This is a genomic window from Parasynechococcus sp., assembly GCF_042954325.1.
Classification (GTDB): Bacteria; Cyanobacteriota; Cyanobacteriia; order PCC-6307; family Cyanobiaceae; genus Parasynechococcus.
In genome coordinates this window covers 1-14,818 of sequence record NZ_JBGKDS010000077.1, presented here as the reverse complement: position 1 = coordinate 14,818, position 14,818 = coordinate 1, and the positions used below count along the sequence as shown (strand labels likewise).

Here is a 14,818-nt window from a genome sequence, read left to right as displayed (position 1 = left end):
GCCCGCAGCCAGCTTGATCTGGAACGCAACCTGCTGCTGATGGAACGGTTGCGCGAGCGTGACGATGCCGCCCAAACGGATCAACCTCAGCAGGCCAAGGCCTCCGAAGCGGCACTCAATCCACCTCCGCTCGAACAGGAGCCGGATTGGGTGACCGAACTGGAACCCCTCACCGTGCCGGTTCAACCGGTCCTGCAGAGCGCTCCACCACCACCGGCCATCGATGAGGTTCTGCCCATGCTGACCGGCGTGGTGCAGGGTCCCGGCGGCACCAGCTCAGCGATTTTCCAACTCAACAATGCCTCGATCTCCTCGGGCATCGGCGATGCCATCGGCAGCAGCGGCTGGACACTGAGCTCCGTCAGTGAAGCGGGGGCCGTGATTCAACGCAACGGCGAGCGCCGCAACCTTTCTGTGGGAGGGCTCTTCTGAGCAACACCTCGGCCTTGATGACCTCGCCGACGCCGCTCTGGCAGGCACCCACCGCTGCGGTGCTGTCAGGGGAGGGGCCGCGACAACTCCCCGGCCCGTGGCGGCTGATGCTGCTCGGCGACGGCAGCCCAACCCGTCATCTACGGCTGCTGACCGGCCACCCGGTCGCCGTGGATCTGATTGCGATGGAGGCCGAAGACGACAGCCATCCGGGTGCCCCTGAGGAAGTCGAAGAGCTCACCGGTCCGTTACTGCGCAGACAGGTCTGGTTGACCTGTGGTGATGCCCCCTTGGCCTGGGCGGAAAGCTGGTGGAACCGCGATGAAGCCGAACTCCACCTTCAAGATCGCAACCAGCCGATTTGGAAAAGCCTGACCCAAGGACGCTCGGAATTGTTCCGGGAAGTGGATGGCCTGGCCCTGGTGGAAGCCAGCTGGCTGGAGTCCACCTTTGGCCATCGAGGCCCGTTCTGGAGTCGGCATTACCGCTTTTTCCGACGCGGCAAGGCACTCACCGTGATCCGAGAGGTGTTCAGCCCCCAGCTGGAAACCTGGCTGGGGCCGACCCTGCGCCAGGAAGTACAACTACCTTCATGAACAAAGTTCCCAGTTTATGGGGATTTGCTCTTGACAACTTGCCGTGTCTTGTGCTGCAGGGATCATGCAGGTACGACGTTGACACCCTCATGGCAGACACCCACACCTGGATCAGCCTGGCTGAGCTGGCCGACACGTTCGGCATCTCAACGCTGCACTGCAACCGAGTGCTTGAGCATCAAGGCTGGCGAGATCGCCACGGCCAGCCGACCCCCGCAGCACTGGAGGCCCAAGCGGCACGCAGCCATGGTCCCGGCGGACGCAGTCGGCACACCCTTTGGAACAAAACCATCTGCACTGCGGTGTTCAAAGCCCAGGGCTACAAAGCCAGAAGCCGTCATCAACAGATCCGGCAATGGGCCCAATTCCTGGAAGCGATGGCCGCAGGCTCACCCTCCATCAGCACCACAGCAGACCAGATGGCTGAGGACGTTCCCCAGGACCTCGTGCCGGCCGTGAACGATCAACTGGCGGCCCGCGGCAGTCGCTACCGCATCGCCAGCCACCACCACGCACAGTCCAGGCACGGCACCGCCTGCTGACGACGGCCTGTTCGGCAGCGGTCGACGGTCAATCCCGTCGCCGACTCGATCGCGGCAACGCGCGACGGGCTGTGGGGCGTGCGGGTGCCACCTCCGGCTCCATGGGCTCCAGTCGTGAGCGCTGCCAGCGTTGAACACGGAAGCTCTCATCCTCAGGCCAGCCCTGATCAACTCCGGGCTGGCTGTTGTCGGTCGGGCGGTCGGGCTGGGGACTCCTGTCGGCTGGAGCTGCCACCGGCGCGGGAGCTGCGGACGACATGGGGCGAGTTCGTCGGGAAATCGCGTCGAGAGGGCGACGGGACGGTGACCGTGAAGGTGGGGTCATCGACGTGCGGGCCGTGTCCTGCCAGGGCTCACGCCAATCGTCGTCATCGTCCAGCAACCAATCCACTTTCTCGCCCACCCAACGACCGACGGAATCAAGCGCCACCGAGGCACGCCGTTGACCCGGCCGACGACCGGACACGCCATCGACAAATTGCCGACCGGTCTCCATCCATTGGTCAATGCGTTGATCGAAGGGGTCCCGTGATCGGATCCCGCGCCCAGCTCTGTCCTCCATGGCTCAAACGTTACCGACGCCGGCGACGTAGCCAACGCTCACGACGCAACCCGATCAACGCAATCACAACCCCTCCGACTTCCAGGCTGAGCAGAAAGGACTCCATCTCAACAGGCTTGGTCAGCGGATTCGTAGACCAACACGCAACTGGGATGCCAATGGCCCCCATGATGCCGCTCACAGCAACGGCGACAGGCGGCATTGGTAACCCGCCGTTTGTATGGACTGCGTTGCTGGCATTGCGGACACACCGCCCACCAACGCGGCGGCTTCGCCGGCACGGGGAAACGGTGACGCACGCTGACCTGGAAACGATCCTGCTGGGCGTTGATCGCCGCCATGCAGGCATGGAAATGGGGACCATGGCCTTCGCGGCGCCGCAGCACCAGATCCACCCAGGCGTGAATCATTTCGTGGCAGAGCGTGCTCTCGATCGCCTCCTGCGGCAATGGAGACAACACCGGACGGGATAAAACGATTTCGCAGCCACGGTCACCACCGACACCCGGCCCTCGTCGGTAAAAGCCTGCGGTGCGGCTCATCCGGCCATCACTCCAGCGGATCGCCACCAGTGGCTGACCATCGGCGGCGAGGGCGCCCGAAAAATGCTCACGGTTCAGCCGATGGAACAACGGCAGCAACGGCAGCAATGGCACCGGTTTGATTGGCCGCAACTCAACAGCATCCTGCCGCGGTCAGTCAGACTCGGCGCTGCTTTTCCAGCAGGCGATGGAACTGGGTCTGGTTCGGGAGATCGGCAGCAAAGCGCTGCTAGCCGGTGGCGGGGCCTTGCTCCTCTACTGGACGGTCACAGCGGTGAAGCTGGTGCTGAGCGCCCGCGGCATCAATCCGCTGATCAAGCAGTTCTTTACCCAGGTGGCCGCCGGTCGCATTGACGCGGCTTACATGCTGACCACCAAGGCCTACCGCCAGCATGTCAATCGGCAGCAGTTCATCCGCTTTCTGGCGGGTCTGAAACTGAACCAGTTCCGCAATCTCAAGTCCGGCCGGCCACGCATTCAGGAAGGCAACGTGATCCTGACCGTGAAGCTCAAGGCCGAAAACGACAACGACGAATTGGCTCTCGATTTCACCTTCACCAAAGTCGATGACAACTGGCGCATCGCCCGCATCAACCGGGTCTGACGTCCAGGAGAGGGCCGCTGAGCTGCGCGCTCTCCTGAACCAAGCCGCTCACGCCTATTACGTTCTCGATGCTCCCGTGATGGAGGACCCGGTCTATGACCGGCTCTATCGCGAGCTCGAGGGCCTTGAGCAGCAGGATCCAAGCCTCCAAACTGCGGACAGCCCAACCCAACGGGTCGGTGGAAGCCCCAGCGAACGCTTCAGCAGCGTTGAGCATCGCGTTGGCATGCTCAGCCTCGACAACGCCTTCAACCGCGACGAGCTGAGTGCCTGGTATGAGCGCCTGCTGCGGGTTCTGGATCGACCAGCCAGCACGGATCTTGAGCTGATCGGGGAACTCAAGATCGATGGCAATGCATTGGCCTTGAGCTACCGCAACGGTGTCCTCGAACGGGCGGCGACCCGCGGCGACGGCACCAGGGGTGAAGAGATCACCGCCAACGTTCGAACAATCAGCTCGATCCCCCTGCGCCTGCAGATCCCCAACCCTCCGGAATGGGTGGAGGTCCGCGGCGAAGCTCTGATTCCCGACGACACCTTCGCGGCGATCAACAGCGAACGGGCCAGCCGTGGCGACGCGCTGTTCGCCAATCCACGCAACGCCTGTGCCGGTACCTTGCGCCAACTCGATCCCCGTGTGGTGGCCGCACGGCGGTTGGACTTTTTCGCTTACACCCTGCATCTCCCAGCCGAGCAGCAACCGAACAGCCAGTGGAGCGGCCTGGAGTGGCTGAAGCGAGCCGGATTTCGTGTGAATCCCAACTGCAAGCGTTGCGGGACACTCGCAGAGATCAACGGCTTCTGCGATCACTGGGAGCAGGCACGGCATCAGCTGCCCTACGCGACCGATGGCGTGGTGGTGAAGCTGAACAGCCTCGCTTTACAAGACGAAGCCGGATTCACCCAGAAGGCACCACGCTGGGCGATCGCGCTGAAATTCCCCGCCGAAGAAGCACCAAGCCGTCTGCTGCGTGTGACGGTGCAAGTCGGTCGCACCGGTGCCGTCACTCCGGTGGCCGAATTCGAGCCCGTCGCCCTGGCCGGCACCAGTGTGAGCCGCGCCACGCTGCACAACGCTGATCGCATCGCCGAGCTGGACCTGCACATCGGTGACACGGTGGTGGTCCGCAAGGCAGGCGAGATCATCCCCGAAGTGGTGAGGGTTCTCCCGGATCTGCGACCGGCAGGAGCGCAACCGGTGCAACTGCCCGAGTGTTGCCCGGAATGCGGCTCAACCCTGGTCAGGGAGGGAGAGGAAGCTGCCACCCGCTGCATCAACAGCAGTTGTCCCGCCATCCTGCGCGGGGGCCTGCGCCACTGGGTGAGCAAAGCAGCCCTGGACGTGGATGGTCTGGGCAGCAAATTGATCGAGCAGCTGGTGGACCGTGGACTGGTGCGCTCCGTGGCCGACCTGTACCGGCTGGACACGGCCCTGCTGGCCAGCCTCGATCGCATGGGCGCCAAGTCGGCCACCAACCTGGTGAACGCTTTGGGACAGTCCAAACGGCAGCCCTGGCATCGCCAGCTCTATGGCCTGGGCATCCGGCACATCGGCGACGTGAATGCCAAGGCGCTGGCGGGGGCCTTTCTCAGCATCGATGCGCTCAGCACCGCTGTCCGAGAGGCGCCGGAGACGATCGCTGAGCTCCATGGCATCGGCACGGAAATCAGCGCCAGTCTTGGCCAATGGCTGGGAACAGAGGCCAACCAACAGCTTCTCAACGAGTTGCGCAGTGTGGGCTTGGCCCTGGAAGCCAGCGCCGCCGAGCGCGATGCCGCCAGCGCCAGCCAAAGCGATCAAGACGGCGTGCTGCAGGGCAAAACCCTAGTGCTGACGGGCACCCTGCCGAGCTTGAGCCGCAGTGACGCCAAAGCGTTGATCGAAGCGGCCGGCGGCAAGGTGAGCGGCAGCGTCAGCAAGAAAACCGACTACCTGGTGGCCGGTGACGCCGCCGGCAGCAAGCTGACTAAAGCGGAAAGCCTGGGCGTGACCGTGCTCAGCGAAGCCGACCTCACCGCCATGCTGCAGCCATGAGCCAATCCCCCCCTGCCCTGCACCGCTGGATCAAGACCGACTGCGGCCGAGCGAAGCTTGCTGATCTGCAGCAACGCCAAGGGCCGCTGGCCAAGCTGCGCCTGGCTTGGTTCATCGCGATTGCCGCACTGCGCGACTGGCGATTGCAACCATGACGATGTCGATCAACGGTTAAAGCATCGCCAGGTCGAAGGCAAAGCTGTCGACGGTGCCGCTGTCTTCACTCGCAGCAAGAAGAACACCTCCCGTCTTGGAGGTCTTCACGAAGCGGGTGCTTTCCGGTTCATCCGAATCGGGGGCCAGGAAGGTGTGGACGTGCTCAGGAGCCTGCACATCGGTGATCTCGTACACCGGAATCAGTGATCCACCGCTGGAGCGCTCAAAGGTGATGAAGGCGAAGGATCTCCCCTTGAGCGTGGCGATCTCCACGTGCTCAGGCTCAATGCCCTTGTCGTCACTGCGACCGTCGTCGTAGGTGCCGGCCATGGCAGCGATGCGGTCGAGCTGATCACCGGAATCCCAGACGAGATCGCCGGCGGTGTTGCGGATGCTGAAGGACCGACCACCCATCGCCACCAGAGCATCGGGGCCGATCTGATCGGTGAGCAGCTTCAGCCGGCCTTCACCCTGATCCTCATGGGTGATGAGGTTGTCGCCCTCGAAGCCGAAGTCCTGTGCCTTCTTGGCCCTGGCCTCATCAGCGTAAAAGTCATCATCGGCAACGGCGCCGTACTTCATGGTGAGGAAGAACTCATCGCCCTCCTCTGCCTCAAAGGTCACGCTGTTGCCACCCATGGCACCCCCATGGACGTAGAGCGTCTGGCCCGTGAGGCCGTCCTCAACCGTGGTGAGGGCACCGAGGCTTCTGGCTGAAAGAGAAAAGGTGCCGTCGGCCTCGGCCTCAAAGTTCACGTCATCGGGACGGATGCGACCGTCCCCTTCATTCGCCATCACGACATAGGTGTCGCCCTTGCGGTCGGTGAAGCTGTCCATCCCATCAGCCATGTACAGGCTCTGGAAGTCACGGGGGCCGGGGTTGTACAGCTCTTCACCGTCGGGACCGTCCTCGTTGGAGGTGTCCACCACCCAGCCGCCACGGCTCCAGTCCTTCCGGCCGAGACCGGTAATCGCGACGATCCTTTTGGCAGCGAGATCAACACGTGCCATCGCGTTGTTCTCCTGAAGCGTCACCGTGGCGAAGTCGCCGGAAGGATCAATGCTGACGAACTCAGGCTCCAGCAGCTGATCGATGCTGCTGCCCTTCAAACCATCCAGACGCACACCGGCTTGACGCAGGTCCTGGAGGGTGAAGCCACTGCCACTGGCCGTGAGCTCATGGTGGTCAGCGACCTTGCCACCGTCCATGGTCAGCACCGAGATGGAACCGATGGGGTCGATGCCCTCCTCCACTCCATAGAAATCACTGGGCTCACCTTCATTGGCGGTGACCACCGCATCGCCCCTCCAGGCGATGCTGTCCGGCAAGAAACCAACCGTGACCGAATCGGACAACCGCAGCCGTCCCTTCGTTGCGTTCCAGCGCAAAATCTGAACCGCACCTTGCTCTGTTTTGTCATCCGACACGGCAACGGCCATCCGGTTGCCCTTGATCGCAACGGCCTGAGCCTCTCCACTGAGTGCCTGATTGAGCAGCAGCTCAGGGGAATCGAAGGCCATGTCGTAGCCAACAAGGCGGAGAATGTTGTCACCGCCGGTGACGGCAGCAAAGTCGCCTTTCCTTGACCAATCGAGAATCTCCGCACCCCCCAAATCAAGACTCGAGATCGGACCGCTGATCGTGGACTTGATGTCGTTGCGGGCCATGCAGATCAGTCAACAAACCAATCCCTAAAACTTGAAATATCAACGGCGTATTGAATTTAAGGAGACCACTCAGTCCGGTTAAAACTCAGTAAAGAACGGGTCAGCATGTATTGCTCATGACACATCGGACGTCGCCTGTGCATCCTCCAGCGCTTGTCGCGCCGTTCGACTCACCAGCCAAACCACAGCCACGGTCGCCAGCACACCCACAACCCGAAGCCCCCAGGTGAATCGATCCGCCTCACCGGAAAGCACGGAGCCAAACTGAGCCACATCCCCGGCCAAAGCCCCCAAACCGCAGAACAGAATCGTTCCCGGCAGGATTCCAATCAAACCGAGGCTGTAATCGCGCAGCGAGACGGCACTCAAGCCGTAGGCCAGGTTCAACAACGAGAAGGGAAAGGCAGGAGACAGGCGCGTCAACAGCACCAAGCGCAGCCCCTCCTTGCTCACCGCCCGTTCCACAGCCTGCAGCTTCGGCCAACGCTGCAACCGCCCCTGGGCCCACCCACGCAGCCAGGTGCGCCCCAGCAGAAACACCACCACTGCACCAAGGCTGGCGCCAACAAACACCAGGGCCGAACCGAGCCAGGTGCCATAGAGCACCCCAGCCAGCATCGAAGCCCAGACCCCCGGCAGCAGCAACGTCACCCACAACGCATAGAGGGGAATAAACAGCGCCGCCCCCCACGGTGAGTGGAGCAACTCCAACAGTTGAGGCATCCAGCTCTCCATCACCACCGCCGTCGCATTCAGACTCGAACGAGCCTTGCATCACAGCCAGAGCATGAGCCAAGACCTGTTCAGCGATATCCATTTTTTTCAGACCAACCTCGGTGTGCTCATCGGCTCGGCTGGACTGCTACTGCTTTGGCTGCTGCTGACGCAATTGGCCCAACGGGGCCAGCACATCGGGAGCGTGATGGCGCGAGCGATCAATCGGCCCTTGCTCCTGGGCCTCGGTTCTTCGCTCTACCTGGGCTGGATCTCCAAGTTGATCACCGACCATTTCGCACCCTTTGATCCACGGCTGAGCCTGAGGCTGTCGGCATCGATTTCGGCGATTGCTTTCGTCTGGGCGATCAGCCGCCTCGGCCATGCCGTGCTGCTGAGTCGGCGCGTTGAACGCTGGCTGCAACTCGACGACCCGAAGGACCGCGCGATGGCCCTTCACTTCCTGAGGCGGACCTACACCATCCTGATGATCGTGGCCGGAGTTGGAGCCCTGATGGGCGCCTTTGGGGTCCCTCCGACAGCGCTAGCGGCCCTGGGCGGCGGAGCCGGTGTCGGGCTCGCCCTCGGCACCCAGAAGATTGCCCAAAATTTCTTCTCTGGTTTCGTCTTGTTTTTCAATCGCCCCTTCAAAGAAGGCGACTGGATCAGCGTTAACAACTTCGAAGGCACAGTCGAAAGCATTGGCTGGTATCACACACGGCTCCGCACATTCGCCCGTCGCCCGATGTACATCCCCAACGCAATGTTGATCACCAACACAATCACCAATCCAGGTCAGATGTACAACCGCCGCATCAAAGCGAACATCGGACTACGCCATGAAGACATACCATCCATGCAAGCGATTACGGCAGATATTCAACAGATGCTGGAAAACCATCCCGACATCGACCAGGGGCAATTAATCCTGGTCAATTTCACCGCCTGGGAAACAGCATCCATCAACCTCATGGTGTACTGCTTCACAAAAACAACAGTCTGGAAAGAGTACCTAAAGATCCAACAGGATGTGTTCCTCAACATCGCCAACATCATCCAAAGCAATCACGCGTCCTTCGCCCTCAATTGCACCACCGTGTATCCAGCAACCAACTTGAACACCAACGATCTGGTGCGGCAGTTGTCAGCCCCCAACCAGGGCCCTGAGGGCTAACTCGATGCCGACGTGTAGTGGCGCAGGGCATAGAGCCAGAAGGCCCGGGCCACAGCAAAGAACCCCACCGCAAGCACCACACCGAGCAGCACCATCGGCAACAGCGCTTGGCCAAGCAACAGCTGAGCCGGAACAGTGGTGAGGAAGGCCACGGGCAACACAAACGTGAACACCAAGCGCAGAGCCGGGGGATAGGCACTCACGGGGTAGCGCCCGGAGGCCAGCAGGGCGCGCAACACCTCGGTGGCATTCCAGGTCTTCACGAACCAGATGCTGGTGGCCGCGATCAAAAACCACAGCGCATACAGGATCAGGCCACCGGCCACGAGCATCACAGCCACCGTGGCAAGGGTGAGTGGCGTCACATCGATGGCAGCCTGACTCCCCCCCCAAATCACCAGAACGAAGCCAAGGCCGATCTCCGGCAGCCCCGCAGGGGAGAGGGTCCGCAACGACAACCAGAACTGACTGTCGATCGGTTTCAGCAGCACGAAATCCAAGGTGCCCTCTCGCACATGGGTGACGATCGAGCCCAGGTTGGGCCTCAGCCAGGTGCTCGCCATCCCATCGAACACGGTGTAAAAGCCCTGCACCATCAGGGCCTCCGGCCAGCTCCACCCCCCCAGAGACTGCGCCGGACCGAACAGCAGCGTCAGCATCAACAGGCTGCCGCTGAGGCTCAGTGCGACCGCCAACAGTTCAATCACCACATTGAGCTGATACTCCAACTGCGTCGCGAGGGCGGTGCCCCAAAAGCGACAAAGCGTGCGCCAGTACCGCCCCATCAGGCCCCCATGGCGCTGTAGCGGCGCACGCCGGCCCGCCAGAGCAGCAGCACCAACGGCAACAACAGAGCAATCCAGGCCAGCTGCGCTCCGAAGCCCGCCATCAGATTCACCGGCTGGCCAGCCAACACCCGAGCGGGGAAATCGATCAAATATGGAAAGGGCGTCCACTGGGCCAAGGCCCGCAGCGCCGGCGGAAACGCCGTGAGTGGCGCCAGCAAACCGGAGAGGAAGACAAAGGGGATGAACTGGAGCCGCTCCAGAGCGCTGGCCTTTTCACTCCAGAAGCACAGGGCCGCGATCAGGCTCTGAAACAGAAAAGCAATGGCAAAGGCCATCCAGGTGGCCAGCCAGGCCAGCAGAAAACCCCCCAATGACGGCAACCAGAAGGCCTGGGGCTGCACCGCAAAGAACACGGCGGCAATCAGGGCCGCAAAGGGAAGCCGCGTCAGCTGTTCACCGAGATGGGACGCCACATAGCGCCAGAGCGGATGGAGTGGTTGCAGCAGATAGGGCGACAACCGGCCCAGCAGCGCATCCTCCTCGAAGGCATAGACCACCCACACCACGGAGAACTGCCGCACCAGAAAAGCGCTGAGGAAATAGCGGTCCAGCGCCACACCATCGAGACCCAAGCCGGTGCGGGCGTCGGTGCCGCTCCAGACACTGAGCATGATGAACGGCAACACACCGGACAGCGCCCAGAGGGCAATCTCGGCGCGGTACTCGAGCATGTGCGCGTACTCGGTGCCCAGCAGCGCCGACACGATCCGTCGATTGAGCCCGAACAACCGCATCAGACCTGACCCTTGCGAAACAAGCTGCCGATCAGGGCCTCGATCGGCGGATCCTTCACCTCAAGATCGCGCACGGCGAAGCGGTCCAACAGCTGAGCAACGACAGTCGTGAGTTGATCACGCGGCACCCGCAGATGCAGGGCACAGCCCTCCATCCGCTCGATCTGACCGAGGCCGGCGACGGCCTCCCGCTGCACCGGCTGCTCCAGCTCCAGCACCACTTCCCGCTCCGGTGACAGCTGATCCGTCAACGCGTCCAGGGGGCCGTCATGGAACAGACGCCCCTGGTGGATCAACAACACCCGGGGGCACAGGGCCGTGATGTCAGCCATGTAGTGGCTGGTGAGCAGCACCGTTGCACCCGTGCGGCGGTTGTAGTCCGCAAGAAACTGCCGCACCCGGGCCTGGGCATTCACATCCAGCCCCAGCGTGGGCTCATCGAGGAACAGCACCTCCGGCTCGTGCAGCAAGGCCGCCAGCAGTTCAGCCTTCATCCGCTGGCCGAGGGAAAGCTTGCGGACCGGCCGGGTGAGCTCCTCCCCCAATTCCAGGAGATCAGCCAACTCGCTGACCCGCCGCCGGGCCACGCCATCGGGGATGCCATAAACCGCAGCATTCACCCGCAACGAATCCATCGGCGGAAGATCCCAGAGCAGCTGCTGCTTCTGCCCCATCACCAGGGTGATCCGGCGCAAAAACTCCGCCTGACGGCGCTGCGGCCGGTACCCCGCCACCTGCACCTCCCCTGCGCTGGGGTGGATCAGGCCGCAGAGCATCTTCAGGGTGGTTGTTTTTCCAGCGCCGTTGGCACCGAGGAAACCCACCATCTCACCGGGCTCGATCCGAAAAGAAACGTCCTGCACCGCCACCACGTCCCGGGTGCGGCGCCGGATGAAATGACGCAGGGTGCCGGCCAACCCGGGCTGCTTCTCGGCAACCCGGTAGATCTTGCTCAGCCCATCAACACGGAGCAAAGCCGCACACAATCGAGGACACTCCGAAAACACTATCTACAGTCTCATTCTGAGGCAAGACTGACAGTTAAGTCAAAGAGTTGATCTCAATCAAGAGATCGGGTGAGCAAGCTCACAGCAAAGCAAGACTCACATCAATATAAAGAAAGCCAGGCAGTGAGAGAACAACAGCAGGGGCAGAAAGAGTCCCCACAAACACATGCCCACCAGGCCAAGGGAGAATCTGACCATGAGCACCAAAGAAACAGAGACCGAAGCAGCAGCACCCAAAACCAGTGGTTGGCGGGATGATTTAAACAAGCCTGTTCGTCAGTCAATCGAGTTCTTCTCGGAGCAGAGCAATCTCACCAAAGAGCAACAGAGCCAAATCAAAGGCTGGGTCGTCGCCGGCACGAACAAAGAAAGCCTGAGCCAATTCAATCACTTTGCCCAAGAACTAGGACTAAAGGCAGAAAAGACGGTCTTGAGCAATCAAGGCTATGGAATCGATGATCTGCAACTCAAGGGATTCCAACCAGGATCAGAGGACGTTTACGAAAAGCTCAGCAAAATCGCCAAAGAGCTCGACCTCGCCCTCTGGCAGGAGGTTGACGACATCAAGGTGGGCCATGGCGCTATCAACCAGAACGAGATCACGGAAGGCGCCTTCGATCCAGACCTGACGGACGCTGTTCAGGCGGATGACATCAATGGCGATGGAATCGCTGATCCACTGTTCCAGCTTCTGGCCAGCGATCCAGCCAACGGCAGCTATGGCGTCAATGCCGTTGGGGCCTGGAACCAAGTCAGCGGCCAAGGCGTGCGTGTTGGCGTTCTGGACAGCTTTTTTGACATCAACCACAGCGACCTTCAATCTGCAATGCCAACCAGCATCGACTGGGATGGCGACGGCGTCGATGACGCAGTCGATGCCAACAACAACGGCATCGCCGATGTGTTTGAACCCGAAGGATTCACATATGCACTCGGATCCAATCTTTGGCCCGTCAATAATCAGAGAAACAGACGCCAATCGCACGGAACATCGGTCAGCGGTATCGCCGTGGGTCGGATCAATGGTGAATCGGGAATTGGCATTGCCCCAGAAAGCGAATGGCTACCATTCGGAGCGTTAGACCGTCAATTCAATTGGCCCTTAGACGATTGGCCCTCAGAAGATTTTTATAACTACGCTGATGTCGTGAATAACAGCTGGGGCAGCAGTGGTTCCATAAATGGAACCTTGCGTGTCGGCACTCCGACAGATACTGCCAATTGGGAGACAGCAACTGCAGGGGCAATTCAAGTGGTCTCTGCAGGCAACGATCGTGACCCAGGCAACACAACAGTATTACGGGGGTGGGACAACACAAATAATGACAATAGAACAAGGAGAGAAAACATTGTTGTCGCAGCAACAATGAGAAATGGCGAAGTTGAGCAGTACAGCACCCCCGGGGCAACGATTTTCGCCAGCGCGCCAGTCAATGGATCCAATTTCCGTTTTGAAGATTCATCGGGTGAAAATGCCAATCAGCAACGCACGGTGACAGCCGATGTGACGGACGATCCAGCAATTGATGGTGATCCAGTAATGGATGGTGCCCCCCCCAATGACAATGCTGGCTACGTCAACGGCCCGACACACACCCGGTTCAATGGCACATCAGCAGCTGCACCGATGGTGACCGGAACCATTGCCCTGATGCTGGAGGCCAACCCCAGCCTGGACTGGCGCAATGTTCAACACATCCTGGCCCAGACATCAACCAAAAACGGACTGATTGACAGCAACGGTGATGGGCAACTGGATGCGATTGACCCCAATGCAGGAGGCAACGCAGACGATGCTGCAGCAGCCGGCACGATTGAGATGCGAGACACGTTCACGCCAAGAATGAACACAACATTCAGGATCAACGATGGCCATAACACCGGCTGGTTCCAGAATGGTGCTGGCCACTGGGTCAGCGATTCCTTTGGCTTCGGCATCGTGAATGCCGGAGCCGCCGTTGAACTCGCCAGTCGCTGGAGACGCGTCGCACCAGAACGCAAGGTCAGCACTGACAGCATCCTGGCCAACCCATTCACCATTCAAGAAGGGAATCTGGGCGGGCTTGATTCCTTGAACGAGGCAGGTAGCTGGGAGGTTGACGACCACCTCTCCGTTGAATGGGTCGAGCTCAACATCAAAATGGATCTGGAGGAACAGGATGAGATCATGCTGGCCGTCCAATCACCATCCGGGACACGATCTGTCCTGATGGCACCTGGCGGCAGTGACGCCACGCCATTCCCGACGAGGACCAGCCGAAACAGCTTTGGCGAGCGCACCTTCATCACCAATCAATTCTGGGGCGAAGATTCACGCGGCGAATGGAGCATCGAAGTCCTCGACACCAACGCTGATGGCGATACAGCACGCCTTTCCGAAGCATCACTCGACATCTTTGGCACACAAGCAAAGGGCGTCACAGATTTCATCCCTTATCTCGATCCGGAGAAGAAGCTGTTCGAACTTCCCAAGGATTATTTGCAACCCATTCCCAAACTTCAGGACCTCCTTAATCCAATCTTATTATCACAGCCCTCTGACAAGCTCACATCACCACTTGAAACCGAAGCAACCAACAGCCTATCTCCAACCTTGATCGAAGAAACAATGCTGATCTGAATCAAGCAATTGAACCTCTGATCAACATCAGCGCTGTTGCAGCGCTGATGTTTTTTATGGCATTGATGGAAGCCGAATCACCGAATCAGCTCAGATCCGCCAGGCGCTTACGGGCTAGATCAGCCTGGGCCTGCTTCTCCGCCAGGTTGGCCTGGCATTCAGCCACCACCTCCGGCGGTGCCTTGTCCGCAAAGCTGGGATTGCCCAGCCGGCCCGCCAGGCCCTTGATCTCCTTCTCGGCCTTGGCGATGTCTTTCTCCAAGCGGCCCTTGAGCGCATCAAGATCCACCAGGCCTTCGATCGGCAGCAGCACCTGCAGCTCACCGCTCACCCCTGCCAGGGCCTTGGCCACCGGAGCCGCATCGGCCTCCGCCGGCGCCATCACCGCCACCGACTCCGCCCGCGTCAGCGCTGTGATGTCGGCCGTGCCCTTGCTGAGCACAGCCGCCAGCTCGCCGCGGCCGGTGACGAAACGCACCGGCACCGACTGGGAGGGCTTGAGACCCGCCACCGCGCGCAGGTTGCGCACCACACGGATGGCACCGATCAGCTCTGCGAAAGAGGCTTCGAGGTCGTCGTTGAGG

The 14,818-nt window shown here is 60.8% G+C and carries 14 protein-coding genes and 2 pseudogenes; 8 read left to right on the top strand and 8 right to left on the bottom strand.

Annotated features, from left to right (window positions below; genetic code table 11):
• The 3 genes and pseudogenes from ACGVKB_RS10210 to ACGVKB_RS10200 form a co-directional block, all read left to right on the top strand.
• Positions 1-432, top strand: a pseudogene (locus ACGVKB_RS10210) (pilus assembly protein PilZ); the annotation flags it as partial.
• 17 nt (positions 433-449) lie between these two features.
• A complete protein-coding gene (locus ACGVKB_RS10205; protein ID WP_392351632.1) occupies positions 450-1,028 on the top strand; it encodes a chorismate lyase in 579 nt (192 codons plus the stop codon).
• An 89-nt stretch (positions 1,029-1,117) separates the two neighbouring features.
• Positions 1,118-1,570: a hypothetical protein gene (locus tag ACGVKB_RS10200; RefSeq protein ID WP_392351631.1), complete on the top strand. Its 453-nt coding sequence runs from the start codon at positions 1,118-1,120 to the stop codon at positions 1,568-1,570.
• A gap of 28 nt (positions 1,571-1,598) precedes the next feature.
• Here ACGVKB_RS10200 and ACGVKB_RS10195 read toward each other — a convergent pair whose 3' ends face one another.
• Both ACGVKB_RS10195 and ACGVKB_RS10190 read right to left on the bottom strand, forming a co-directional pair.
• On the bottom strand, positions 1,599-2,132 hold the full coding sequence (locus tag ACGVKB_RS10195) for a hypothetical protein (protein ID WP_392351630.1): 534 nt from the start codon (positions 2,130-2,132) through the stop codon (positions 1,599-1,601).
• A gap of 107 nt (positions 2,133-2,239) precedes the next feature.
• Positions 2,240-2,788, bottom strand: coding sequence for a SprT family zinc-dependent metalloprotease (locus tag ACGVKB_RS10190; protein WP_392351629.1), 549 nt, complete (start codon positions 2,786-2,788; stop codon positions 2,240-2,242).
• Between the two features lie 73 nt (positions 2,789-2,861).
• Between ACGVKB_RS10190 and ACGVKB_RS10185 the strand changes: the two genes are divergently transcribed.
• Genes ACGVKB_RS10185 through ACGVKB_RS10175 form a run of 3 tightly spaced genes read left to right on the top strand, consistent with a single transcriptional unit; the run spans position 2,862 to position 5,468 of the window.
• Positions 2,862-3,278, top strand: a complete 417-nt coding sequence (locus tag ACGVKB_RS10185) for a hypothetical protein (protein WP_392351628.1) — start codon at positions 2,862-2,864, stop codon at positions 3,276-3,278.
• On the top strand, positions 3,241-5,313 hold the full coding sequence (gene ligA / locus ACGVKB_RS10180; RefSeq protein ID WP_392351627.1) for an NAD-dependent DNA ligase LigA: 2,073 nt from the start codon (positions 3,241-3,243) through the stop codon (positions 5,311-5,313). Before ACGVKB_RS10185 ends, ligA begins: the two co-directional genes overlap by 38 nt.
• A complete protein-coding gene (locus tag ACGVKB_RS10175) occupies positions 5,310-5,468 on the top strand; it encodes a hypothetical protein (RefSeq protein WP_392351626.1) in 159 nt (52 codons plus the stop codon). Before ligA ends, ACGVKB_RS10175 begins: the two co-directional genes overlap by 4 nt.
• Positions 5,469-5,484: 16 nt before the next feature.
• On the opposite strand, the gene ACGVKB_RS10170 is transcribed toward ACGVKB_RS10175, so the two are convergent.
• Positions 5,485-7,137, bottom strand: a complete 1,653-nt coding sequence (locus ACGVKB_RS10170) for a choice-of-anchor I domain-containing protein (protein ID WP_392351625.1) — start codon at positions 7,135-7,137, stop codon at positions 5,485-5,487.
• A gap of 114 nt (positions 7,138-7,251) precedes the next feature.
• Entirely contained in the window at positions 7,252-7,860 is a 609-nt protein-coding gene (locus ACGVKB_RS10165; protein ID WP_392351624.1) for a TVP38/TMEM64 family protein, read from the bottom strand.
• 64 nt (positions 7,861-7,924) lie between these two features.
• Here ACGVKB_RS10165 and ACGVKB_RS10160 point away from each other — a divergent pair, with 64 nt between their 5' ends.
• Positions 7,925-9,025, top strand: a complete 1,101-nt coding sequence (locus ACGVKB_RS10160) for a mechanosensitive ion channel family protein (protein ID WP_392351623.1) — start codon at positions 7,925-7,927, stop codon at positions 9,023-9,025.
• Here the strand turns inward: ACGVKB_RS10160 and ACGVKB_RS10155 are convergent.
• From ACGVKB_RS10155 to ACGVKB_RS10145, 3 genes are read right to left on the bottom strand one after another with little or no spacing between them, the layout of a single operon-like run.
• A complete protein-coding gene (locus tag ACGVKB_RS10155; RefSeq protein ID WP_392351622.1) occupies positions 9,022-9,810 on the bottom strand; it encodes an ABC transporter permease in 789 nt (262 codons plus the stop codon). The genes ACGVKB_RS10160 and ACGVKB_RS10155 overlap by 4 nt on opposite strands.
• On the bottom strand, positions 9,810-10,607 hold the full coding sequence (locus ACGVKB_RS10150; RefSeq protein ID WP_392351621.1) for an ABC transporter permease: 798 nt from the start codon (positions 10,605-10,607) through the stop codon (positions 9,810-9,812). Before ACGVKB_RS10150 ends, ACGVKB_RS10155 begins: the two co-directional genes overlap by 1 nt.
• On the bottom strand, positions 10,607-11,581 hold the full coding sequence (locus ACGVKB_RS10145; protein ID WP_392351620.1) for an ATP-binding cassette domain-containing protein: 975 nt from the start codon (positions 11,579-11,581) through the stop codon (positions 10,607-10,609). The genes ACGVKB_RS10150 and ACGVKB_RS10145 overlap by 1 nt, the downstream gene beginning before the upstream one ends.
• 229 nt (positions 11,582-11,810) lie before the next feature.
• On the opposite strand from ACGVKB_RS10145, the gene ACGVKB_RS10140 reads away from it, so the two are divergent.
• A complete protein-coding gene (locus ACGVKB_RS10140; RefSeq protein WP_392351619.1) occupies positions 11,811-14,234 on the top strand; it encodes a S8 family serine peptidase in 2,424 nt (807 codons plus the stop codon).
• Positions 14,235-14,319: 85 nt separating this feature from the next.
• Here ACGVKB_RS10140 and ACGVKB_RS10135 read toward each other — a convergent pair.
• Positions 14,320-14,818, bottom strand: a pseudogene (locus tag ACGVKB_RS10135) (valine--tRNA ligase); the annotation flags it as partial.